At 62.5% G+C, this 21,311-nt stretch carries 20 protein-coding genes and 1 pseudogene; 7 read left to right on the forward strand and 14 right to left on the reverse strand.

Annotated elements, in window-relative coordinates; all coding sequences use genetic code 11:
- Positions 1–2: 2 nt before the first annotated feature.
- A complete protein-coding gene (oiaX, locus tag NKL06_RS28925) occupies positions 3–1,253 on the reverse strand; it encodes a 3-oxo-isoapionate-4-phosphate decarboxylase OiaX (RefSeq protein WP_023691080.1) in 1,251 nt (416 codons plus the stop codon).
- Positions 1,254–1,440: 187 nt separating this feature from the next.
- Here oiaX and NKL06_RS28930 point away from each other — a divergent pair.
- A pseudogene (locus tag NKL06_RS28930) lies at positions 1,441–2,153 on the forward strand (transcriptional regulator NanR).
- A 2-nt stretch (positions 2,154–2,155) separates the two neighbouring features.
- Here the strand turns inward: NKL06_RS28930 and apnL are convergent.
- From apnL to NKL06_RS28975, 9 genes are all read right to left on the reverse strand, one after another.
- Positions 2,156–3,994, reverse strand: a complete 1,839-nt coding sequence (gene apnL / locus NKL06_RS28935; RefSeq protein WP_023691078.1) for a D-apionate lactonase — start codon at positions 3,992–3,994, stop codon at positions 2,156–2,158.
- Positions 3,991–5,025: a Gfo/Idh/MocA family protein gene (locus tag NKL06_RS28940; protein ID WP_023691077.1), complete on the reverse strand. Its 1,035-nt coding sequence runs from the start codon at positions 5,023–5,025 to the stop codon at positions 3,991–3,993. Before NKL06_RS28940 ends, apnL begins: the two co-directional genes overlap by 4 nt.
- A 2-nt stretch (positions 5,026–5,027) precedes the next feature.
- The gene (locus NKL06_RS28945) at positions 5,028–6,092 is read right to left on the reverse strand and encodes an ABC transporter permease (protein ID WP_023691076.1); all 1,065 of its coding nucleotides are present in this window, start codon (positions 6,090–6,092) and stop codon (positions 5,028–5,030) included.
- Complete coding sequence (locus tag NKL06_RS28950; protein WP_023691075.1) at positions 6,089–7,636, reverse strand: sugar ABC transporter ATP-binding protein; 1,548 nt, start codon at positions 7,634–7,636, stop codon at positions 6,089–6,091. Before NKL06_RS28950 ends, NKL06_RS28945 begins: the two co-directional genes overlap by 4 nt.
- The gene (locus NKL06_RS28955) at positions 7,633–8,277 is read right to left on the reverse strand and encodes a DUF2291 family protein (RefSeq protein WP_023688188.1); all 645 of its coding nucleotides are present in this window, start codon (positions 8,275–8,277) and stop codon (positions 7,633–7,635) included. The genes NKL06_RS28950 and NKL06_RS28955 overlap by 4 nt, the downstream gene beginning before the upstream one ends.
- Positions 8,278–8,373: 96 nt before the next feature.
- Positions 8,374–9,315, reverse strand: a complete 942-nt coding sequence (locus NKL06_RS28960) for a D-ribose ABC transporter substrate-binding protein (protein WP_023691074.1) — start codon at positions 9,313–9,315, stop codon at positions 8,374–8,376.
- A 320-nt stretch (positions 9,316–9,635) separates the two neighbouring features.
- On the reverse strand, positions 9,636–10,463 hold the full coding sequence (locus tag NKL06_RS28965) for a phosphogluconate dehydrogenase C-terminal domain-containing protein (RefSeq protein ID WP_023688186.1): 828 nt from the start codon (positions 10,461–10,463) through the stop codon (positions 9,636–9,638).
- Between the two features lie 423 nt (positions 10,464–10,886).
- Positions 10,887–11,267 carry a hypothetical protein gene (locus NKL06_RS28970; RefSeq protein WP_023807349.1) on the reverse strand — a complete coding sequence of 127 codons (381 nt, stop codon included), beginning with the start codon at positions 11,265–11,267 and terminating at the stop codon, positions 10,887–10,889.
- Between the two features lie 134 nt (positions 11,268–11,401).
- Positions 11,402–11,629: a KTSC domain-containing protein gene (locus NKL06_RS28975; protein ID WP_023691072.1), complete on the reverse strand. Its 228-nt coding sequence runs from the start codon at positions 11,627–11,629 to the stop codon at positions 11,402–11,404.
- Between the two features lie 148 nt (positions 11,630–11,777).
- Here NKL06_RS28975 and NKL06_RS28980 point away from each other — a divergent pair, with 148 nt between their 5' ends.
- The 5 genes from NKL06_RS28980 (at position 11,778) to NKL06_RS29000 (ending at position 14,710) form a co-directional block, all read left to right on the forward strand.
- Positions 11,778–12,374, forward strand: coding sequence for an alpha-ketoglutarate-dependent dioxygenase AlkB (locus tag NKL06_RS28980; protein ID WP_023672616.1), 597 nt, complete (start codon positions 11,778–11,780; stop codon positions 12,372–12,374).
- A gap of 64 nt (positions 12,375–12,438) precedes the next feature.
- Positions 12,439–12,825 carry a hypothetical protein gene (locus NKL06_RS28985; protein WP_023691071.1) on the forward strand — a complete coding sequence of 129 codons (387 nt, stop codon included), beginning with the start codon at positions 12,439–12,441 and terminating at the stop codon, positions 12,823–12,825.
- Positions 12,826–12,902: 77 nt separating this feature from the next.
- Positions 12,903–13,334 (forward strand): cupin domain-containing protein, encoded by a 432-nt coding sequence (locus tag NKL06_RS28990; protein WP_023691070.1) that lies wholly within the window; start codon positions 12,903–12,905, stop codon positions 13,332–13,334.
- Between the two features lie 99 nt (positions 13,335–13,433).
- Entirely contained in the window at positions 13,434–14,204 is a 771-nt protein-coding gene (locus NKL06_RS28995) for a copper homeostasis protein CutC (protein ID WP_031198180.1), read from the forward strand.
- Positions 14,204–14,710, forward strand: a complete 507-nt coding sequence (locus NKL06_RS29000; protein ID WP_023691068.1) for a GNAT family N-acetyltransferase — start codon at positions 14,204–14,206, stop codon at positions 14,708–14,710. Before NKL06_RS28995 ends, NKL06_RS29000 begins: the two co-directional genes overlap by 1 nt.
- A gap of 66 nt (positions 14,711–14,776) precedes the next feature.
- On the opposite strand, the gene NKL06_RS29005 is transcribed toward NKL06_RS29000, so the two are convergent.
- The 4 genes from NKL06_RS29005 to NKL06_RS29020 all read right to left on the reverse strand — a co-directional run bounded on the left by NKL06_RS29005 (position 14,777) and on the right by NKL06_RS29020 (position 19,875).
- Complete coding sequence (locus tag NKL06_RS29005; protein ID WP_023688179.1) at positions 14,777–15,799, reverse strand: acyltransferase family protein; 1,023 nt, start codon at positions 15,797–15,799, stop codon at positions 14,777–14,779.
- 203 nt (positions 15,800–16,002) lie between these two features.
- Positions 16,003–16,800: an FAD binding domain-containing protein gene (locus tag NKL06_RS29010; RefSeq protein ID WP_023691067.1), complete on the reverse strand. Its 798-nt coding sequence runs from the start codon at positions 16,798–16,800 to the stop codon at positions 16,003–16,005.
- 105 nt (positions 16,801–16,905) lie between these two features.
- Positions 16,906–19,251, reverse strand: coding sequence for a xanthine dehydrogenase family protein molybdopterin-binding subunit (locus NKL06_RS29015; RefSeq protein WP_023691066.1), 2,346 nt, complete (start codon positions 19,249–19,251; stop codon positions 16,906–16,908).
- Between the two features lie 123 nt (positions 19,252–19,374).
- On the reverse strand, positions 19,375–19,875 hold the full coding sequence (locus tag NKL06_RS29020; RefSeq protein ID WP_023681712.1) for a (2Fe-2S)-binding protein: 501 nt from the start codon (positions 19,873–19,875) through the stop codon (positions 19,375–19,377).
- Between the two features lie 263 nt (positions 19,876–20,138).
- On the opposite strand from NKL06_RS29020, the gene NKL06_RS29025 reads away from it, so the two are divergent.
- A complete protein-coding gene (locus NKL06_RS29025) occupies positions 20,139–21,308 on the forward strand; it encodes an FIST N-terminal domain-containing protein (RefSeq protein WP_502903797.1) in 1,170 nt (389 codons plus the stop codon).
- Positions 21,309–21,311 lie beyond the last annotated feature (3 nt).

Consider the following 21,311-nt stretch of genomic DNA (forward strand, 5'->3'; position numbering starts at 1 on the left):
CTTCAGGCCGCTTTGCCGTCGCCGAACTTTTCGATCGACCGCGCCAGTTCGGGATGGCTCAAGGCGAACTCCGCCAGCGGAATGCCGTCGACCGCAGCTTGCCAGGCCTGCTGCACGGCACGCACCCCGGCGCCCGGTCCATCCGGATGGCTGACGATGCCGCCGCCGCACAGATAGAGCAGATCGACCGTCCGGCCGGTCCGTTCATAGGTCTCGGGCGCTTGCCCGCCCCATTGGCCGGAGCCCGCCACAGGCAAGGCGCAATCCTCAGGCGCAAAAATCGACGTCGTCACCGCCTTGAAGGACTCGACGAAAGACGCGTCCGGCTCCCAGTATTTCGATTGGATGCCGTTGATCTGGAACTGGTCGACGCCGAGCAGCCGCCAGAACTGTTGCCAGACCTTGAAGTTCATACCGAGGCCGGGATGGCGGGTGAGGATGTCCCAGCCGTTGCGATGAGCGTGAAGCACCAGGCTGGAGCGTTTTCTCAAGAAGGCCAGGCCACCGAAACCGACGGAGTTGATGTTGACCACCGCGCAATTACCGCCGGCCTTGGCCACCAGATCGTGATTGCGCATCATCTCGTCCGGGTCGGCATGCGAGATGCCGAAGGCATACATCACCTTCTTGCCGGTCCTCTGCTCGTGGTCGAGGATCAGCGGCATGATTGCCTTTACCCGCTCCGCCAGCGGCGAATAGGCTGGGCTCATCAGCTTCTCATCGTCCTTGATGAAATCGACACCGGCGGCGATCAGCTCGCCCACCATCGCGGCGGTCTCGGGGGGCCGCAGCCCCAGCGCCGGCTTGACGATGGTGCCGATGATCGGCCGATCCGTGACACCTGTCAGCCTGCGGCTGCCGGCGACGCCGAATTGCGGACCTGGATGCGCGCCGCGGAATTGCTCCGGCAGCTTCATGTCGACAACGCGAATGCCGGACAGGCCTTTGATCGAATAGGCGCCGCCGATGGCAATGGTCATCAGAGCCGACAGGTCGTGGCCGATGGCATCGAATGGAAAGGCGATGTCGACATCCGCGCGCTTGAACGGCCCGTTACCGGCCTCGGGAATGGAAGGGCGAAGTGCGTCCGGCAGGTGCCGAATGGCCAGGACACGCGCGGCCACCCGGGCTTTCAGTTCCTCGGTCTCGCCGGGCAGCGCGACGAAGGTTCCAGTCGACTGGTCGCTGGCGATCTTGGCTGCCAGCGTCTCGATGCTGCCTGATGTCTCGATGCGGTAGGTGAGCGTGATCATGGTTCGTTGTCTAAGGCCGCAGGGGGTTCGAAAAGAGTTCCTTGGTCGTCGAAATCTGGTATAATGAGTACATAAGCTTTGCAAGTGATATCCTGTCTTGCGGCTATGGCCGATGGGGGCGACGGCCATTCCGGGAATGGCTGTGGCAATGCTAGATAGAGACAGGTCAAGGGAGTGATTCGCGACGATGAACCGTTCGGAGCCGATCGTCCGGCGCAAACTTTCCGACGAAGTGTTTTGCGGCTGAAGCGCCTGATCACCAGCGGAGAATTGACGCCGGGCGACGACATGCCGTCGGAGCGCGAGTTGATGGAGCGCTTCGAGGTCGGCCGTCCCGCGATCCGCGAGGCGATGCAGGCGCTGAGCAATATGGGCCTCGTCGCGATCTCGCATGGGGAACGCGCCAAGGTGCTGCAACTGACCGCGAAGTCGATCATCAAGCAGGTCGACGGCGCCGCCAAGATCATCCTGTCGTCCTCGAAGGACACGCTGGAACACCTGAAAACCGCGCGCATCTTCTTCGAGCGCGGCATGGTCAGGGAAGCCGCCGAAAACGCCACCGCCGAGGACGTTCAGCGGCTACGCGCCACCGTTGCCGAACAGCGCGGTTTTCGCGGCGATTCCGAGGCCTTTATCTCCGCCGACATGAAGTTTCATACCCAGATCGCGGCGATCTCCGGCAACCCGATCTATGTCGCCGTGAGCGAAGCGATGCTCGGTTGGCTGAAGGAATATCACACCGAAATGCTGATCTGGACCGGCAAGGAACAGTTCACGCTGACCGAGCATGAAGAGATCATTGGCCGCATCGAGAAGAAGGATGCCGACGGCGCCGAGAAGGCGATGATCAAGCATCTCGAGCGCTCGCGCGCGCTGTATGTGATGAACTCCGGCAACTGATTTCAGCCGATCCGCGTGATCGCGTAGGGTGTCATCGCGAGTTGGCCTCGGCCAAACGCTGAGATGTGGACCGGTACATCGTCCGCTGTCAGGTTCGCCAGCCACACGATGGTCTTGCCCGAAGCGGGGCGGCCGGCCAATGCCAGCACCTTGGTCTCATCGCTCGTCCTTGCCGCCACATGCGCAAGGCCGGCCAGTTCGCAAAGCCCCTTGATGGCATCGAAGATCGGCCGAGGCGATCCTTCCGCGACGGGTTCGCCGGATGCTGCGAGCACGCCGAAGGGCCCGGCGAAGCCGGACAGCGTGAGCAGTTCCAGCCCAGCCGGCGCGACACGCGCGGCATAGCCGATCGCCCATGCGGCTGCGAACAGGCCGGCATGACGAGGGTCGCGATCGGCCATGGCGATGCGCTGTCCCCCGGGATTGCCCTTGGTCGCGCCGCCATAGGGGTTCTGGCGCATGGCGATCGTCGATGGACCGATGCGGTAAGGCTTTTCCCCAAAGATCGCCCGCGCCGACGCGGTTATGGAGGGCAGCGCCTCCAGCGACTGCATGACGCTGAGATCGTCGGCGGCGTGCACGATCGGGCACGTGCAGTGAGTGACGAAATCGAGCAGGCCCCCCGGCACGCGCTTGCGGTTGAGCTCGGTGAAATAGCTGAACATGCCGCCACCAAGCCGGATATCGGGAAAGGCGCGCCGCGCCGCGTCATAGACGTCTTCGAGCGGCGGACAGTCCGGCCACGCACTGCCCGGCGGTGTCGACTGCCGGTCAACCGAAGGCGAGACGGCAATGGCCGAAAGCTTCAACCCGGCTTGACGCACCAGGTTCGCGACGGCTGAAAGTTCAGCGTCGAGATCGCCCGCGCAGGCAACGATGCATTCGAGTGTGGTGCCGACTGGATAGGCAGCAGTGAGCCTTGCATAAGACCGCAATGCTTCGAGACCGTGGCCGCGCGTCGGATCGTAGTGGAAGACAAGTTGCTGCGGGCCGAGCTCAGTCAATGTCGAAAGATTTGCGAGCGCTGCTTCGACCTCATCCGGGTAGATGATCACGCCGATATCCGGCAGCCTCTGCCCGGCCTCACCGACCTCGACGCGGACCGGTTCGGCGGCAGATGCTGCGGCCGACATTCTCCCCTCGCCGGTGATGCGCAGGCTGACCGTCTGGCTTACAGTTTGGCCGGCCGGCAGCACATAGGGCCAAGGCAGCGCCAGTGGCCGCACATAGGTCTTGTAGGACGCGTCCGACCAGTTGCGCTGGTCCTCCATCTCGAAAGTGTCGCCCTCCATCCGGCATTCGGCAGTGATGCCCGGCCGGACCTCATGAGTGATCGCGCGCAAATCCTTGAAAGGCTGCCATGGATCGATCAGCAGTGGCAGGTTCGTCGCCACCACGCTGCCGTCGGTATGCTCGACCGTCACCGCACTGCCGGCGAGGCCGGCGATCGGATGCAGGATGCAGAAGCCGCAGCGGTTGGTCTCGAAATCGCTTTCGGGCAGAGCAGCTACGTCGAAGACAAGACGACCGTCGGCTGAGCCTTTGATCATGGCGTGGAAGCCGAGCCGGCTATCGCCCGGCCCGGTGCACTTTGCCGTGTAGCTGACCGAGAAAGTGTCGGCTCCCTCTTTGATGACAAGGTCGGTCAGCTCAGGCTCGTAAGTGCCCCAGTCGCGGTCGCGCACGATGTAGGCGATGGCGCGCAGCACTTCGATGCCGCCGTAACGGATGGTGCGCAGATTGCCGTTGACAAAGTCGGTGCTGAGCAGGCCCGCACTCAGCCTGACGGGCTCCGCCTCGACAGCATGCGTGCCATAGAGGAGGAAGGCGTCGGCTGTCATGTCAGCAAGGCGTCCAGGTGGACAGGTTCGTGGCTCGCGGCGCCCAGATAGGCCGCCTCGACCAGCGCGAATGTCCTGAGATTGTCGGCGCCCGAGGTCGCGGGCTCGGTTCCCTCTGCCAGGCAGTCGACCCAGTGTTGCTGGATGGCGACGACGCTCTCCTGGATGTTGTGCCAGGGTCGCGATGCCCAGGGCAGCAGCGGCGGCGAGACATCGCTGACCACTGTTCCGCTCTTGCCGGTGACGGTGAGCCGATATCCCTGCGCCAAGCGGATCGTGCCGTCGCTGCCGTCGATCTCGATCAGCGTTTCGGGAAACGGTTCGGTGGCGAGCTTCGTCGCGTAGCTACAGTCGACCACTGACGTCGCCCCGCTCTTGTGGTCCATCAGCATCGTCGCGACATCTTCGCCCGCGATGCCGGGGTTGATGCGCGCGGTTCGCGTCGTGATCGTCGACACGTCGCCCAGTAGAAAACGGGCTATGTCCAGGATGTGGATACCGAGGTCCTCGATGATGAAGCGCTTTCCCTTGGCGAGATAGGGCTGGCCTGAAAACACGTCATAGGCGGAGCGGAAGGAGATGCGTCCGAAGAACGGCGTACCGATCTCACCGCTGTCGAGCACGGCGCGCACCGCCTGGATCGCCGACTGCCAGCGAAAATTCTCATGCACCATCAGCTTCACGCCGGCATCGGCGCATGCCTTCACCATCGCCACGGCGTCCGCAAGCGTCGGCGCGAACGGCTTTTGGCAAATCGCCGGCACACGGTGCAGCGCCGCCATCTCGACCAGCGGACGATGGCTGGGCGCGGTGGTGGCGATATCGACGAAGTCGAGCTTCTCGCTTGCAAACATCTCCGCCGCGTCGATGTAGCGCTGTCCGATGCCGAACTGGTCGCCGATGATGCGCAGCCGCTCGGGGTCGCGGTCGCAGATGGCGACGATCGCGGCGCCCTCTATGTCGCGCCAGGCATGCATCTGGTTGACGGCAAAGAAGCCGCAGCCGATGAGCCCTCCCCGCAACTCCGCCATGTTCAGCCTGCTTTTGCCATCTGCATCAGCGTCACCCGGCTCTGCAGCCGGCGCTGCGCCTGGTCGACGACGACGGCGACGATGATGACGAGGCCCTTAATCACCATCTGCCAGAACGAACTCACGCCCATCATCACCAACCCGTCCGAAAGAATGCCGATGACGAAGGCGCCGACAATGGTGCCGCCGATCGTGCCTCGCCCACCCGACATCGAGGTGCCGCCGAGCACTGCCGCCGCGATGGCGTTGAGCTCGAAACTTTCGCCCGTTGCCGGGTGCGAGGCCATCAGTTCCGACGAGATGATCAGGCCGACGATCGCCGCGCAGAAACCGGAGAACATGTAGACGAACATTTTCACCATATTGACACGGACGCCCGAAATTCGCGATGCCCGTTCATTGCCGCCGACGGCGAAGATGTGGCGGCCGAGCGGCGTGTATTTGGCGAGATAGGCCGCAGCCAGCGCGACGACGATCAGGATCCAGATCGCCACCGGCAGGCCGAGCAGCCGCCCGGCGCCGAGGAAACCAAACCCGGTGGTGCCAAGCTCCGGCTTGCCGACGAGGTTCGGGAAGGTGCGGCCGTCCGACGACAGCAATGCAAGGCCGCGCGCGACATAGAGCACGCCGAGTGTGGCGATGAACGGCGCGACGTTCAGCCTGGTGATCAGCAATCCGTTGACGGCGCCGATCAATATGCCGACCGCCAGCGTGATCAGCGCGATGTCGACGACGTTGAAATAGATAGTGTAGCCGAATTGCAGGTCGATGCCGTTCAGCACGAGGTAGCCGGCGACCATTCCGCACAGGCCGACGATCGAGCCGACCGACAGGTCGATGCCGCCGGTGATGATGACGAAGGTCATGCCCATGGCGAGGAAGGCGTTCAGCGCCACATGTTTCGACATCAGGATCAGGTTGGCGGTCGACAGGAAATTCGGCGCCGCGATCGAGAAGAAGATCAAGACGGCGATCAGCGCGATGAAGGTCCTCGCCTTCATCAGCGTCAGCAGCAGCGAGCCGCTCGAAACGGAGGAGACAGCCGCCTTGGCCGGGATGTCAGTCATGGGTTCTCCGTGTGCGGGGCCGGTCCGTGGCCAAGTGCCGAGGCGGCGACAAGGGCTGCCTCCGTCGCCTCGGCGCGATCGAACATGCCCGTCAGTTTTCCATTGCTCATCACCGCGATGCGGTCGGACAGCGCCATCACCTCATCGAGATCCGAGGTGGCGAACAGAATGCCGAGCCCGTCGCGCGACAGCTTGCGCATGGTGCCGAAGACGTCGGCCTTGGCGCCGACATCGATACCGCGGCTGGGCTCGTCCATCAGCAGCACCTTAGGCCCGGTGAGCAGCGCCTTGCCGATCACCACCTTTTGCTGGTTGCCGCCCGACAGCGATGAGACCTCCTGCGCCGGGTCGGCGACTTTGATCGCCAGTTCCCGCACCATCTGCGTCACCGCCTGCTTCTCCTGGCCGCCGCGAATGTGGAACAGGCGGACAAACCGCGACAGGCTGGCCAGTGTCAGATTGCTGGCGACGGACAGGATCGACACCAGCCCTTCGCGTTGGCGGTCTTCGGGGATCAGCGCCAGCCCGCGCCGGATGCGCCGCGTCGTGTCGCGCTCCTTGACCTTTTTGCCGGCGATGAAGATCGCGCCGGTAGCCTGGCCATGGCGGCCCATGATGCAGTCGAACAGCTCGCTGCGCCCAGCGCCCATCAGGCCGTATATGCCGAGGATCTCGCCGGCGCGCAGCGACAGCGAAACGTGATCGACCGCCAGTCCGCCGGTCGCGCGCGGCAGGCAGATGTCCTCGGCGCGGAATATCTCTTCGCCGGGAACATGGCCGTCGGCCTTGGCGAAATCCTTGGCGTCGGAGCCGATCATCTGCCGCACGATCCACCGGGTGTCGACGTTTTTCATCTCCTCCTGGCCGGTGATGTGCCCATCGCGCAGCACGGTGATGTAGTCGCCGATGCGGATCAGTTCTTCCAGCCGGTGCGAGATGTAGACGATCGCCACGCCGCGCGCCTTGAGGTCGGCGATCACCTTGAACAGGATCTCGACTTCCGCCGCACTGAGCGCCGAGGTCGGCTCGTCCATGATCAGGATGCGCGCATCGAGCGAAACCGCCTTGGCGATCTCGACCAGCTGCTGCTGGCCGATGCGCAGATCCTCGACCAGCATGTCGGGCCTTATCCCGGCCTGCAGGCGTTCGAGAAATTGCGCCGCGCGACGCTCCTGCTCCTTGCGGTCGATCTTGCGGAACCGGTTGGTGATCTCGCGCGTGGCGAAGATGTTCTCGGCGACGGTCATATTGCCAAACAGGTTCAGCTCCTGGAACACCATGCCGATGCCGCGGTTCACCGCGTCGCCCGATGACGAGAAGGAGACCTCCTCCCCTTCCAGGAGGATCCGGCCGAGCGTCGGCTGTTCGACGCCGGCGATAATCTTCATCAGCGTCGATTTGCCGGCGCCGTTTTCGCCGACCAGCACATTGACGGCGCCCTTGCGCACCTCGAAATTCGCGCGCTTGACCGCGACGGTGCCGGAATAGACCTTGGAGACGTCCTCCAGTTTCAGGATGACATCGTGAGCAACCGCAGCGCTCATGGCTTCGGCCCGATTTCTGCCTCCGCCGGCGTCACCAGCGGCAGGTCCTGGCCGTTTTCGAGCGTATAGGCGCCGAGGACCTTGGCGGTCCGGCCCTCCAAGGCGTCACGCGGCAGTTTGGCAAGCACGGCCTTGACGGCATAGGCGTTGAACGCCTTGCCGAACTGGGCGAAGTCGATCTGGTTGGTAAAATCGTTGAACTGGATGAAATCGAGGCTGTCGCGCAGCGCGGTTCCGCGCATCGCCGGTCCGATCTGTACCCGCGCATCGGCCTTGCCGTCGCCGTCGACATCGACATCCATGGTCGCTGCCCGCGACTGCGTGTTGGCGGCGATGATCTTGCCCTCGACGCGAACCGCGAAGGTCCATGGCGAATTCGCCTGCTTCTTCGGATTGCCATATTTGGCGCCGGCGGAAGCAGGATCGGTTTTCGCCAGAGCGTGGACTTCGGCAAACGGCCCGGCTTTCTGCTGGAGGTAAGGCACGACCTTCGCCGCCCATATCTCCTCGACCATCTTGTCCGGATTGAAGGCGGCGGCGCTGCCGCTGTCCCCCGAGGGCGTCGGCAGGATCTTGCAGGCGGTCAGGCTGATGCCGACTGCAACGACAAGGATCGGCCAGTTCGGCTTGTTGTTCAGCATGATGGTTTGTTGTTCAGCATGGTGGTCGGCACCCACGGAAAATGGCGACGAGGGACGACCCCTTGGGTCGCCCCTCGCTATTCATGTCACGCCGGCTCAGTTGGTCAGCGCAAACGTTTCCAGCTTGGCAGCATTGTCACCATTGACCAAGACGCAGTCCATCAGCTGCTTTTCCTTGGCCGGCGACTTCTTGTTCTTGATGAAGTCGTTGGCCTGCTCGACCGCCATCTGCGCCTGCGCATAGGCCGGCTGCAGGACGGTTGCCTTGATGCCGCCCGCGGTGATGGAGTCGCGCACGTCGTTGGATCCGTCGAAGCCAACGACGATGACGTCCTTGCGGTTCGCCGCAACCAGCGCCGCATACGCGCCCATCGCCATGGTGTCGTTGCCGGAGATGACGCCCTTGATATCCGGGTTGGCCTGCAGGATCGATTCCATCTTGGAATAGGCTTCCGTCTGGCTCCAGTTGGCCGATTGCTGGGCGACCATCTTCAGATCCGGATAATCGTCGATGACGTCATGATAGCCCTTCGAGCGAATGCCGGCATTGGTATCGGATTCCTTGCCGACCAGCTCGACGAAATTGCCCTTCTCGCCCATCAGCTTGACGAACTCCTGCGCGCCGAGCTGGGCGCCCTGGTAGTTGTTGGAGACGATCTGAGCCACGGCGACGCCGGTGGCGTTGATCTCGCGATCGATCAGGAACGACGGCACGCCTGCGTCCTTGGCCTTCTGCACGGCAGCGACAGTGGCGTCGGCGCCGGCATTGTCGAGGATGATCGCCTTGGCGCCGCGACCGATCGCCGTATCGATCAATTCGGATTGCTTGTTGGCGTCGTCATCATGGACGAGCACAAGCGCTTCGTAGCCGAGTTCCTTGGCCTTGGCTTCGGCGCCGACGGCTTCCGCCTTGAAGAACGGATTGTCATGCGAGGGCGTGATGATGGCAATGAGGTCGGCCGCATAGGCGGGCGCCGCCGTGCCAAGCGCCAGCATGCCGGCAAAAGCCGCAAGTGTCATTCTGCGTGTGAGTTTCATGATGTCCTCCCGTTTGAAAAATTGCCTTGATCAATCAAGGCCTCTGCATTCGAATTCGTCGCGCAAAGCGGGCCGCCGATCGGTTCAGGCTGAATGCCGGTGCCGGCTTCCAAACGATCGCTGCTCCCTCGCCGTCCCTCCACTCGCCCAGGCTTCGTACTTCCCGCGAACCCTTGTCCAAGCCATCAACAGCTAAGCCAACTGGTATGATGAGTCAATCACTAATTGAGGTGACATGTGCCTACTGGGCGAAAGCATCTGGGCATGGCGGGTGTGTCGAGCCATCGAGGCGCTCCGGCAAGCGCCCGACTCGCTCTGTCTCAAGTAATGCGCCGAATGCTGGCGGCGATCTCTTCGGGCTCGAACACCCGCTTCCAGTCGTCGCGCATCAGCACCGGCTTGCCGAATTCGATCGCCTTGTTGCAGGCATCCGAGAATACGCCCTTGGTCTCGCCGAAAATCACGGCGCCGAGAACGTTCATGTGGCCGAGCAGGAAATCGAGCGCCGCCTGTTGGTCGACGCCTCGCGCGACGACCTCGTCGACGGCTTCCTTCATGACGACAAGCAGTGACGCGCACACCGTCTCCGATAGACCGGGCTCCAGCAGCGCCATCTGTTCGACGGTGACACGGTGCGAGCGCATGACCGGCGCCCAGATGATTTTTGCGACCGCCTCGCCCTTGGCGTAGTCCGCTTCCGGCCCCTGCATCAGCGCGCTGACCATATGCTGCTTGGCCTTGACGCCGCCAAAATAGTCCTTCTTGGCCGCCATGTCGGTCTCGTCGTTGAAGATCGGCGGATGACAGGGATGGGTGACGAAATAGGTCAGGTCCGGCCGGTTGGGCAGATGGCCGGCGAAGGGTGCGGCCGCGTCGAGCACTATCACCATCGTGCCAGGCGCGAGCTTGCTCTCGATATCAGCCGCCACCTTGCCGATATGCGTGTCGGGAACGGCCAGGATGACGATATCCGCCCCGTCGAGCGCCGCATCGGCACTGACCGCGTCGAAGCCCAGTCCGGTCTTCAGCCGCTCGCGGCCGGCCTCGCTGACCTCGACATGGCGTACCGTGTAGGGCGATCCGCGAAAATTGGTCGACAGGCGGTAACCCATTTTGCCGCCGGCACCGAACAGCGCAATCGTCGTCATCTATCCCTACTCCCGCATTAAACGACGGCCGCGCCGATCGTCATGTTATTAACTGGTATAATCACCTTACCACGAATTGAGGAGTTGAACAGGGCTTTGATGGGCGGCTATACGGGCGCCCGTTTGGATTCCGTCCGCACGATTTCCGCGGTGGCGGCCGAGAATTCAACCAAGCCAGAGCGCCGTTGCCTTTCCAGACGTTCGATGCCCGCGTTAGAAGCCTCCAGGTCCATTTTTGCGGGGGCTCGGTCGCGAGGTGACGGTGGGGGAGCCACCAGCAAGGCGAAGCGCGTCCGCGCGGTCCGGTCGCGTTTTCGGGCCGTGAGTTCTCGCGGCGATTTGGCGAAGGGGCTATAGAGAATTCGCGCTTCGCCGGGGTTCCGGCGAGCCAAATCACTTCGAGTCGATCATGCCGACAACTATTTACCGGTAGCTTCCCGGGTCCTTGGCTTTCTCCGCCCGACAGCTGTCAGTGCGTTGCGCCGCCGTGCGGTAAGCGCCTTCATAAAACCTGATGGCTCTCTTGAATTCGGGGGGATTGGGTATCAGGTGTTTATCTTGCACATCGTACAAGATGTATATCGCCGTTATTTTGGATTTTCCGTCTGGAGTCAGCTGCAGCGCCGGGCATCGCGTCGTAACGGCGATGACGTTAGCTGACCATGTTACGACCAATTTCAACTGGTCGTCGGACAGCCCGGCCAGATAGTTGATGTTTTTTTGATAGGCAGGGTCGATGTGTTGTCGATTATCTTTTGCAGACGCAGCGGAAGACAGGACACCTACCACGCCGAGTATAATCAATATGCATTTCAAAAGCTGCCTCCCCCAATGTTCTGGCCATCTCGACCACGGCATTGTCCGTCCCACAAAGCAGGTTGAAACAAGTCAATTCGAAAAGCAATTGGGTTCGCGACCTTATACGGATCACCGCACCTTCAGAACCCGGTTGCTCGCGGACGCCCTTCTTCAACCAGGTGAAACCGGTAGCGATCGCGCACGAACTCGTTGAAAAATTGCCCTTTCGAGAAGGCGGCGCGGAACGCCGCGTAGGTCTCGGGCTCGACCTCCTCGTAGTCGTAGCGGGCTCCGCTCGGGACGAACCAGACCGAGAGGATTTTCGTCGACGGGTCGTAGTGGGTATTGCGGATGGCAGTGGACGGCATGTCGAAAATCCCGCTTCGTCCCCAAATCTTCTCCAAATCCTGCTTCGAACATGCGTAATGCCGCAACGATGCGGAGGTTCCGACAGGGAGGCGCACCACAACGCCGAAAATCTTGCCCGGGTGGCGAGGCTTCCTATCTCTCCGTCAGATGGCACAGACGAAATCCAGTACAACAGCGTATGCCAGCCAGGGCGATCTCTTCGGCGCGGCCGACACGCTGCCGGAAGGATTTTCTTACCGGCCTAGCCTGATCACAACGGACGAAGAGGCGGAACTGGTCCGTCACCTCAATGAACTGTCCTTCAAGCCGTTCGATTTCCACGGCCACCTTGCCAACCGGCAGGTCGCCGGCTTCGGCTGGCGCTACGACTACGACCGGCGCCAGGTCGTCGAAGCGCCGCCCATCCCGAAATTCCTGCTGCCGCTTCGCGACAAGGTCGCGGATTTTGCCGGCAGGCAGGCCACGGAATTCGCGCAAGTGCTCATCAACGAGTATCGGCCGGGCGCGGGCATAGGTTGGCATCGCGACAAGCCGCATTTCGATCTCGTCGCCGGCGTCTCGCTGCTGGCGCCCTGCAGCTTTCGGCTGCGCCGAAAAAACGGCTCGAAATGGGATCGCAAGACGATCGAGGTTCAGCCGAGATCTGTCTATCTCATTGACGGCCCGGCGCGCCACGAGTGGGAGCACAGCATTCCGCCGGTCGCCGGGCACCGCTATTCGATCACGCTGCGCACTCTGAAATAGGCCACACTCCAAGCCACGCAGCAGCCGCTCTGGAAGGCCGAGCGCAGTTGTGCTTCGATTGCACATGAGCGTGGATCGCAGCAGAGTTTTGGTTACCCGCGTGGCGCTCTTTCTGTGGGCATGCCTGTCCTGCGTTCTGGCTCTGCAGTGGCTCGTCGACCTTGGCATGGTCGGCTTTCCCGACGGATACATAACGCCCTATGCCCGAGCAACGAGCACGCTGTTGCATGTCCTTGTCTGGGCATGCCTGGCTCAAAGTCTCTACTTCGCTTGCCGAGCCTTGTTTGGCAAACGCTTCGAGCCTGCTCCTCTCTTCCTGCAAATCCTGATCGCCGCCGCACTGACTGTCGTGCCGGCATTCATCGTAAAACACTGTCCGCGGTCTCAGGTATGCAGCAACATCTATGAAGCGCTCACGAATACGATGATGGACGACGGCACCGGCGGATGACGTTGTGTCTCCAGTAACTGACGAGAGTTAGAACTTTGGCGTCGCGCCGCGCGGTGGCGGTAAAACCTGGAGGAACCATGCGAAAGATTCTGGCATCGATGCTGCTGTTCGCGGCAGCGCTATCTGCAAACCCCGCTCGGGCGCTGGACAGTACCATCCCGCCGGTTGTCGTCACGCCGCTTGCCGATCGCAGCCAGACGGCGTCCGGCCAGCCGATCGTGCTGCCGCAGAAAAATGTCCAGGTGCTGGTTTCAACCTATGACATTGCGGTCGGCGCCACTCTGCCGGTGCACAAGCACCCGTTTGCCCGCTACGCCTATGTCGAGGCCGGGACACTCAAAGTGACGAATGTCGACACCGGCAACAGCAACACCTACAAGACGGGCGATTTCATCATCGAGATGATCGGCCAATGGCACCAGGCCACCAACATCGGCGACGCCCCGGTCAAGCTGCTGGTCATCGACCAGATCGAACAAGGCGCCAAGAACACGGTGCTGCGCCAGTAATTGCGGATCGGCTGGGTTGCCGGGCTGGCCCAAGCAGCGACTGGCTGTTCCGGCTTCCCCACCAACCGAGCCGATGCTAGGGCTGGCCGTCATGCAATCATGAAGGATCGCCCCTTGACCGGAAATGCTCGCCCCCTGATCGAAATCTGCGTCGAAGGCATCGATGGACTGCTGGCTGCGCAGGCCGCCGGCGCCGACCGGGTCGAGCTCTGCGCCAGCCTGGTCGAAGGCGGCATCACGCCCAGCCTCGGCACGGTGCGCGCCGCACTCGAGAGCGCGACCATTCCCTTCCATGTCATCGTGCGGCCGCGCGGCGGCGATTTCCTCTACAGCGAGGCCGAATACAGCTCGATGCTCGCCGATGTCGCAGCGCTTCGTGACCTCGGCGTCGCCGGTGTCGTCGTCGGTTGCCTCAATGCCGACGGCACCATCGATGAAACCCGCATGGGCGCGCTGGTCGATGCCGCCGGTCCGCTCGCCGTTACCTGCCACCGCGCCTTCGACATGACCCGCGACCCGGCCGAGGCGCTGGAAGCGCTGATCCGCTGCAAGGTCGGCCGCGTGCTGACCAGCGGCCAGAGGGACACCGCGGTGGAAGGCGCCGGCCTGTTGGCGGATCTCGTCCGCCAGGCCGACGGCCGCATCATCATCCTCGGCTGCGGCGCGCTGGGCCCCGAAAACATCGCCGGGGTGCTGGCATCAACCGGGCTGACGGAAATGCATTTCGCCGCGCTCAAGGATGTACCGAGCGCCATGGCCTACCGCAACCCGCAAGTCGGCATGGGCGGCACCGATCTCGACCGCGAGTATCGCACCACAGTCACCGATGGGGCGCTGGTTGCCGCGACGATTGCGGCGGCCAGAGCATGATGAGCGAAGCCGTGACTGGGCCGTCGCCGATCAGCCGTGTCTCGCCTCAGGACGAAGTGGCCATCCTCGCACTCAACAACGAGCACGCGGCCGAACTGTCATGGCTCGAGCCCGAACGGCTGTCCTTCCTGCTTGGCGAAGCGTTTTACGTCAGGCGCATCGGCGCGCTCGAAGCCTTCATCATGACCTTCGACCAGGATGCGCGCTACGACAGCCCGAATTTCCTCTGGTTCCGCGAGCGCTATCCACGCTTCGTCTATGTCGACCGCGTCGTCGTCGCGGCGCAAGCGCGCGGCCGCGGCCATGCCCGCCGGCTCTACGAGGATCTGTTCGGGGAAGTCGCCCGCGCGGGCCACAGCATCGTCACCTGCGAGGTGAATGCCGAACCTCCCAATCCGGCTTCGGACGCCTTCCATGCCGCGCTTGGCTTTGCGCAAGTCGGCGAAGCGGCGATCCATGGCGGCCAGAAGACCGTGCGCTACTACCTCAGGCAGATTGCGGGCTGACGCATCGCTGGCTGATGATCGGCAAGCAGATCGCCACGGCAGCATAAGATTAGGAGTCCGTAGCCCTCACCAATTCCGGTTCAGCCAGGCCCGCGCGGGCTTCTCGACCAGATAGTAGCTGCATAGTGCACAGGCGAAGACAGCCGCCAGCATCGGGATCGGCGCACTGCCCTGCTCGGCGACGAATTTGTAGAAGGGCTGTTGCCAGAGATAGAGCGAGTACGACCATAGCCCGATCATCACCATCGGCCTGGATGAAAGCAGGCCGGTAAGATGCCAGTTGCTGGTGTCCAGCGTATTGACGGCAAGCGCCAGCAACGGCACCGCCAGTAGGTAATGGATCGGCGTCGGCACCGGATCGAGGAACAGCAATATAGCCGCCGCCGCCGACACGAGGCTGACATAGGGGCTCTTCAGGAATGCCGGCAACCGGTCATCGTGCTTGAGCAGGCAGATCGATGCCGACAGCAGGATCGAGGCGATATGCACATCGGTGCGCCAATAGCTGTGCTCGTAATCCATGCCGAGTACCCAGTAGGAAATGGCGCCATTGGCCATCGCCAGCAGCGACAGCGTCACCAGCAGCCGAACGACATTGCCCCGCCCGGTCACCACCACGCTGATCAGCGCCAGGATGATGTAGGCATGCTCTTCCACGCATAGCGACCAGATGTGGTCGAGCGCGCCGGCGCGGGTGATGAGAATTCCGGCATAGTTGTAGGTGAATGTCAGCGCCGTCAGCGCCGCCTTCCATTTGAAGGCGATGAAGGTGCCGGAGAGCCCGATCATGGCTGATATCACGAACACCAGCAGCGCGGGATAGATGCGCGAAAAGCGGCGCTTGAAGAATTTTTTCAGCGGAAAGCGTTCGATGAACAGGATCTCGCCCATCAGCCGGCCTGAGAGCACGAAGAAGAACTCGACGCCGAGCACGCCGAGATTGATCCCGGGAACGGGGAAGAAATGGCCGATCAGCACCAGTGCGATCGAAAGCCCGCGCCAGCCATCGAGATAGGCCAGTCTTGCTCTAGCTGCTTTGTCGGCTGTGGCCCGCGGCAGGGCAACAGACGCTGCGGAGATGTCGGCCATGCCCGTCCTTCGCACTCAAGAACCGATGCAGCGCGCATCGCTGCGCCACGGATTCGCCTCGTATTCCCGCCCGGTTTATATTGCAGTGCGGGATAACTTTGTGCAAGTGCGAAGCTTTGAGATTGGCGCGTGTTGGCGCCAACGTTTGTGATCGCAAAAAAGAGGGGCCGCAATGGCCCCTTCCCGTCTCGAATTGGCACTGTTCAAGCGTTGGCGGCGTTCACCGCGCGCTTGGCCATCACGGCGATCAAATTGGCGCGGTATTCGGCCGAAGCGTGGAGGTCGGTCATCAAATTCTTAGCCGGCACTTTCACGCCGTCGAGCGCCGATGCGGCAAAATTCTTCGCCAGTGCGGCTTCGATCTCCTTCGAGCGGAACACACCGTCATCGCCGGCACCGGTGACGGCAACGCTGACCCCGTCCTTGCCCTTGGCCACGAACACGCCGACGATCGCATAGCGCGAGGCCGGGTTGCGGAATTTTTCGTAAGCAGCCTTGGCCGGCGCGGTAAAACTCACCGCGGTGATGATCTCGCCTTCTTTCAGCGCCGTTTCGAACAGGCCGGTGAAGAATTTCGCGGCTGAAATCTCGCGCTTGTTGGTGACGATGGTGGCGCCCAGCGCCAAGAGCGCCGCCGGATAATCGGCGGCTGGGTCGTTGTTGGCGACCGAGCCGCCGATCGTGCCCTTGTGGCGCACCGCCGGATCGCCAATCAGCGACGCAAGGTGCGCAAGCGCCGGACAGGCCTTCCGCAGCTTCTCGTCATTGGCGACGTCGTAATGGGTTGTGGCGGCGCCGATGGTGACGGTCTTGCCCGACACCTTGACGCCTTGCAGCTCCCTGATCCGCGACAGGTCGATCAGGTCGGACGGTGCGGCGAGCCGCGTCTTCATCGCCGGGATCAGCGTCATGCCGCCTGACAAAAGCCTGGCGTCGCCGCTCTTCACCAGCTTGGCGGCGTCGGCGACCGAGGCGGCGCGGTGGTAGTTGACTGCGTACATGGGATCCTCCCCTGAAGTGGTTAGGCAGTAGTGAGTAGGGAATAGGGAATAGGGACGCTGTCATCTCCGGTAATGCCCATTCCCTACTCACTTCTCCCTACTCACTCATTTCTTCGCCCTGATCGCCGCCCACACCTTCGACGGCGAGGCCGGCATGGCGATGTCCACAATCCCCAAAGCGTCGGTGATGGCGTTGATGACCGCCGGCGGCGAGCCGATGGCGCCGGCCTCGCCACAGCCCTTGATGCCGAGCGGATTGCTCGGACACGGCGTGTTCGACGTCGAGACCTTGAATGACGGCAGGTCGTCCGCGCGCGGCATGGTGTAGTCCATGTAGCTCGCCGTCAGCAGCTGCCCGCTATCGTCATAGTGCGCGCCTTCCAGCAGCGCCTGGCCGATGCCCTGGGCGATGCCGCCATGCACCTGACCCTCGACGATCATCGGGTTGATGATGTTGCCGAAATCGTCCGCCGCGACGAACTGGACGATCTCGGTCGTGCCGGTTTCCGGATCGATCTCGACCTCGCAGATGTAGCAGCCCGCCGGGAAAGTGAAGTTCGCCGGATCGTAGAAGGCTGTTTCCTTCAGTCCCGGCTCCATGCCTGCCGGCAGATTGTGAGCGGTGTAGGCGGCAAGCGCCACCTGGAACCAGGGCAGGCTCTTGTCGGTGCCGGCAACCTTGACCTCGCCATTCTCGATGACGATGTCGCCCTCGTCGGCCTCGAGCAGATGGGCGGCGATTTTCTTGGCCTTGGCCTCGACCTTGTCGAGCGCCTTGGCAATTGCCGACATGCCGACCGCGCCCGAGCGCGAGCCGTAGGTGCCCATACCCATCTGCACCTTGTCGGTATCTCCATGGACGATCGAGACCGAGTCCAGTGGCACGCCAAAACGCTGGTTGACGAGTTGCGCGAAGGTCGTCTCATGGCCCTGGCCATGGCTGTGCGAGCCGGTCAGCACCTCGATCGTGCCGACGGCATTGACCCGCACTTCGGCGGATTCCCACAGACCGACGCCGGCGCCGAGCGAACCGACCGCCGCCGACGGCGCGATGCCGCAGGCCTCGATATAGCAGCTCATGCCGATGCCGCGCAGTCTGCCCTGGCTGCCGGCCGCCGCTTTGCGCTTGGCAAAGCCGGCATAGTCGGACGCCTGTGTCGCCGCATCGAGTGAAGCTCCATAGTCGCCGGCGTCATAGTTCATGATGACCGGCGTCTGGTGCGGAAACTCGGTGATGAAATTGATGCGCCGCAACTCCGCCGGAGAGACCCCAAGTTCACGCGCGGCGGTCTCCATTGTCCGTTCGAGCAGATACGTGGCTTCCGGCCGCCCTGCCCCGCGATAGGCATCGACGGGTGCCGTGTTGGTGTAGACGGTGCGCACATTGGCGTGGATCGTCGGGATGTTGTACTGGCCCGACAGCAGCGTCGCGTAGAGATAGGTCGGCACGCAAGACGAGAACAGCGACATGTAGGCGCCGAGATTGGCGATGGTGTCGACTTTGAAGCCGGTGATCTTGTTGTTCTGGTCGAACGCCATTTCGACCGTCGAGACATGGTCGCGGCCATGTGCGTCGGTGAGGAAGCTTTCGGTGCGGTCGGCGACCCATTTGACCGGCACGCCGGTCTTCTTCGACGCCCAAAGGCAGACGATCTCTTCGGGATAGATGTAGATCTTCGAGCCGAAGCCGCCGCCGACATCGGGCGCAATGACGCGCAGTTTGTTTTCCGGTGCGACATTGTAGAAGGCGCTCATCACCAGCCGCGCGACATGCGGGTTCTGCGACGTCGTCCAGCAGGTAAAATGGTCCTCGGCCTTGTCGTAATGGCCAAGGGCCGCGCGCGGCTCCATGGCGTTGGGAACCAGCCGGTTGTTGACGATCTTCATGCGGGTGACATGGGCCGCCGCCTGGATCGCCGCGTCGGTCGCCTTGGCATCGCCGATCTCCCAGTCGAAGATAAGATTGTCCTCGGCTTCGGCATGGACCTGCGGCGCACCTTTTTGCAGCGCCTTGGTGGCATCGACCACCGCCTTCAATTCCTTGTAGGTGATCTCGACCGCTTCGGCCGCGTCGCGGGCCTGGCCCTTGGTTTCCGCCACCACGATGACGACCGCGTCGCCGACATAGCGCACCTTGTCGACGGCCAGCGGCGACCACGCGCCCATCTTCATCGGCGAGCCGTCCTTGGAATGGATCATCCAGCCGCAGATCAGGTTGCCGATGCCGTCGGCCTTGAGCTCCTTGCCGGTCAAGACGCCGATGACGCCGGGCATCGCCTGCGCTCGTCTGACGTCGATCTTCTTGATCTGAGCATGCGCGTGCGGGCTGCGCACGAAAGCGGCATGCTTCATGCCGGGAACCACCATGTCGTCGACATAGCGGCCGGCGCCGGTGATGAAGCGTTTGTCTTCCTTGCGCACGACCCGAGCGCCGATACCTTCAATGCCCATAGGAATTCCTCCGGAATAGCGAATAGTGAGTGGCGAATAGTGATTAGTGAGTAGGGAATTGTGCTCGGAGCGGTTCGGCTAAACCGACTACTCGCTACTCCCTATTCGCTACTCGCTTCTTTCTTACGCTGCCTGTTTCGCCCTGCCCTTCGGCACCTTCGCCATAGTCTGCGATGCGGCGAGGATCGCCTTGACGATGTTGTGGTAGCCGGTGCAGCGGCAGATGTTGCCTTCGAGCTCGGCGCGCACCGTCGCCTCATCGAGGCCTTCGGGATGGCGCGCGATCATGTCGGTCGCCGTCATGATCATGCCCGGCGTGCAGAAGCCACATTGCAGCCCATGATGTTCCTTGAACGCGGCCTGCATCGGATGCAGGTCGCCGCCATTGGCAAGCCCTTCGATCGTCACCACGGTCGACCCGGAGGCCTGCACGGCCAGCATCGAACAGGACTTCACCGCCTTGCCGTCGACATGCACGACGCAGGCGCCGCATTGAGAGGTGTCACAACCGACATGCGTTCCGGTGAGACCAAGATTTTCGCGCAGGAAATGAACCAGAAGCGTTCGGTCCTCGGCAGCGCCGCTGATCCGTTTTCCGTTCACGACAAACGAAACGTCCGACATGCATCCTCCCTGGGTATGACCTTGGTAGTCATGCTGCCGATGCGGCTTTGGCGCTCGGCCATGCGCTATTGGTACACTGCACAAAGCGCAAAAAACACACGGCGCTCATTGTACTTTCGGTCATGGAGAAAACGAAAATCATGGGCCTGTCCGCCCCATTGCCAAAGAGCGAATAGGGGGCAACAATGCCCTCGACGCCAGCTCGCCGAGAGACATAAAACGGGCGCGCGCAGGAAGCGTCGGAGGATATCGGGAGGAAGCCTCTGGCCAGTTCACGGACGAGCTATGCATCCGGTCTGTCGGCGCTCACCACCGACGAGCCCGACGCCGATGCATTCGCCCTGGCGGTCGCTGTCGAGGCCGCAGCCATCGATGCCGGCTTTGCCCTGCTGTTCTTCTCCCAGAGCTTGTTTGACGCGAGCGTCCTTTCGCAAGGGCTGAAGACCCACGCACCGACGCTGGCCTACGCCGCCTGCTCGACCGCCGGCGAGATCACCCCCCAGGGCCTGGAGGAAGGCCATGTGCTGGCGCTGCTCTTTCCCTCCGCGTCGTTTTCGGCGGTCAGCACCATGGTCGACAATCTCTCCTCGTCGGGAATGGACAGGATCACTGATGAAGTCGAGGCCTTGCGGCGCCTGCTGCGCGGACGCACCGGCAGTTGCCATGCCAAAAGCACTTTCGCGCTCTGCTTCATTGACGGGCTGTCCTTTGCAGAGGAAGCGGTGACCTCGGCCATCCATTGGGGGCTCGACGACATCCCGCTGATCGGCGGTTCGGCGGGCGACGATTTGAAATTCGAAACCACCAGGCTGATTTCGAACGGCAAGGTTGCGTCCGACAGCGCCGTCATTGTGCTGATCGCCACCGAGATCCCGTTCCATGTCTTCAAGACCGACAATTTCATCCCAACCGACGAGAAGCTGGTGGTGACGGCATCCGATCCGGACCACCGCACCGTGCGCGAATTCAACGCCACCAATGCGGCTGAGGAGTATGCAGCCTCCGTCGGCATCGTTGCGCAGAACCTGACGCCGATGAGCTTCGCCTCGCACCCGGTGGTGGTGAAAGTGGGCGGCGAATATTACTGCCGCTCGATCCAGAAGATGCATGCCGACGGCTCACTGTCTTTCTTCTGCGCCATAGACGACGGCGTCGTGCTGTCCATCGCCCAGCCCAAGGACATGGTGGAATCCACGCGCGCCGCACTGCGCGACGTCGAGCAACGGCTCGGCGGCATCGACATGATCCTCGGCTTCGATTGCGTGCTGCGCCGGCTCGATGCGCGCAACCGCCAGGTGTTCCGCGATATTTCGGAGCTCTACCGGGTCAACAATGTCATCGGCTTCGGCACCTATGGCGAACAGTACCGTTCGATGCATCTGAACCAGACCTTCACCGGCATCGCCTTCGGCGAACGTCAGGCGGCGGAATAGCGC

Source organism: Mesorhizobium sp. C268A, assembly GCF_040324475.1.
In the GTDB taxonomy this organism is placed as follows: Bacteria; Pseudomonadota; Alphaproteobacteria; order Rhizobiales; family Rhizobiaceae; genus Mesorhizobium.

Coding starts and splice junctions, on each gene's coding strand:
- oiaX (WP_023691080.1), bottom strand. CDS start 1,253: ATGATCACGCTCACCTACCGCATCGAGACATCAGGCAGCATCGAGACG.
- apnL (WP_023691078.1), bottom strand. CDS start 3,994: ATGACAGCCGACGCCTTCCTCCTCTATGGCACGCATGCTGTCGAGGCG.
- NKL06_RS28940 (WP_023691077.1), bottom strand. CDS start 5,025: ATGGCGGAGTTGCGGGGAGGGCTCATCGGCTGCGGCTTCTTTGCCGTC.
- NKL06_RS28945 (WP_023691076.1), bottom strand. CDS start 6,092: ATGACTGACATCCCGGCCAAGGCGGCTGTCTCCTCCGTTTCGAGCGGC.
- NKL06_RS28950 (WP_023691075.1), bottom strand. CDS start 7,636: ATGAGCGCTGCGGTTGCTCACGATGTCATCCTGAAACTGGAGGACGTC.
- NKL06_RS28955 (WP_023688188.1), bottom strand. CDS start 8,277: ATGCTGAACAACAAGCCGAACTGGCCGATCCTTGTCGTTGCAGTCGGC.
- NKL06_RS28960 (WP_023691074.1), bottom strand. CDS start 9,315: ATGAAACTCACACGCAGAATGACACTTGCGGCTTTTGCCGGCATGCTG.
- NKL06_RS28965 (WP_023688186.1), bottom strand. CDS start 10,463: ATGACGACGATTGCGCTGTTCGGTGCCGGCGGCAAAATGGGTTACCGC.
- NKL06_RS28975 (WP_023691072.1), bottom strand. CDS start 11,629: ATGCCGTCCACTGCCATCCGCAATACCCACTACGACCCGTCGACGAAA.
- NKL06_RS28980 (WP_023672616.1), top strand. CDS start 11,778: ATGGCACAGACGAAATCCAGTACAACAGCGTATGCCAGCCAGGGCGAT.
- NKL06_RS28985 (WP_023691071.1), top strand. CDS start 12,439: ATGAGCGTGGATCGCAGCAGAGTTTTGGTTACCCGCGTGGCGCTCTTT.
- NKL06_RS28990 (WP_023691070.1), top strand. CDS start 12,903: ATGCGAAAGATTCTGGCATCGATGCTGCTGTTCGCGGCAGCGCTATCT.
- NKL06_RS28995 (WP_031198180.1), top strand. CDS start 13,434: ATGAAGGATCGCCCCTTGACCGGAAATGCTCGCCCCCTGATCGAAATC.
- NKL06_RS29000 (WP_023691068.1), top strand. CDS start 14,204: ATGAGCGAAGCCGTGACTGGGCCGTCGCCGATCAGCCGTGTCTCGCCT.
- NKL06_RS29005 (WP_023688179.1), bottom strand. CDS start 15,799: ATGGCCGACATCTCCGCAGCGTCTGTTGCCCTGCCGCGGGCCACAGCC.
- NKL06_RS29010 (WP_023691067.1), bottom strand. CDS start 16,800: ATGTACGCAGTCAACTACCACCGCGCCGCCTCGGTCGCCGACGCCGCC.
- NKL06_RS29015 (WP_023691066.1), bottom strand. CDS start 19,251: ATGGGCATTGAAGGTATCGGCGCTCGGGTCGTGCGCAAGGAAGACAAA.
- NKL06_RS29020 (WP_023681712.1), bottom strand. CDS start 19,875: ATGTCGGACGTTTCGTTTGTCGTGAACGGAAAACGGATCAGCGGCGCT.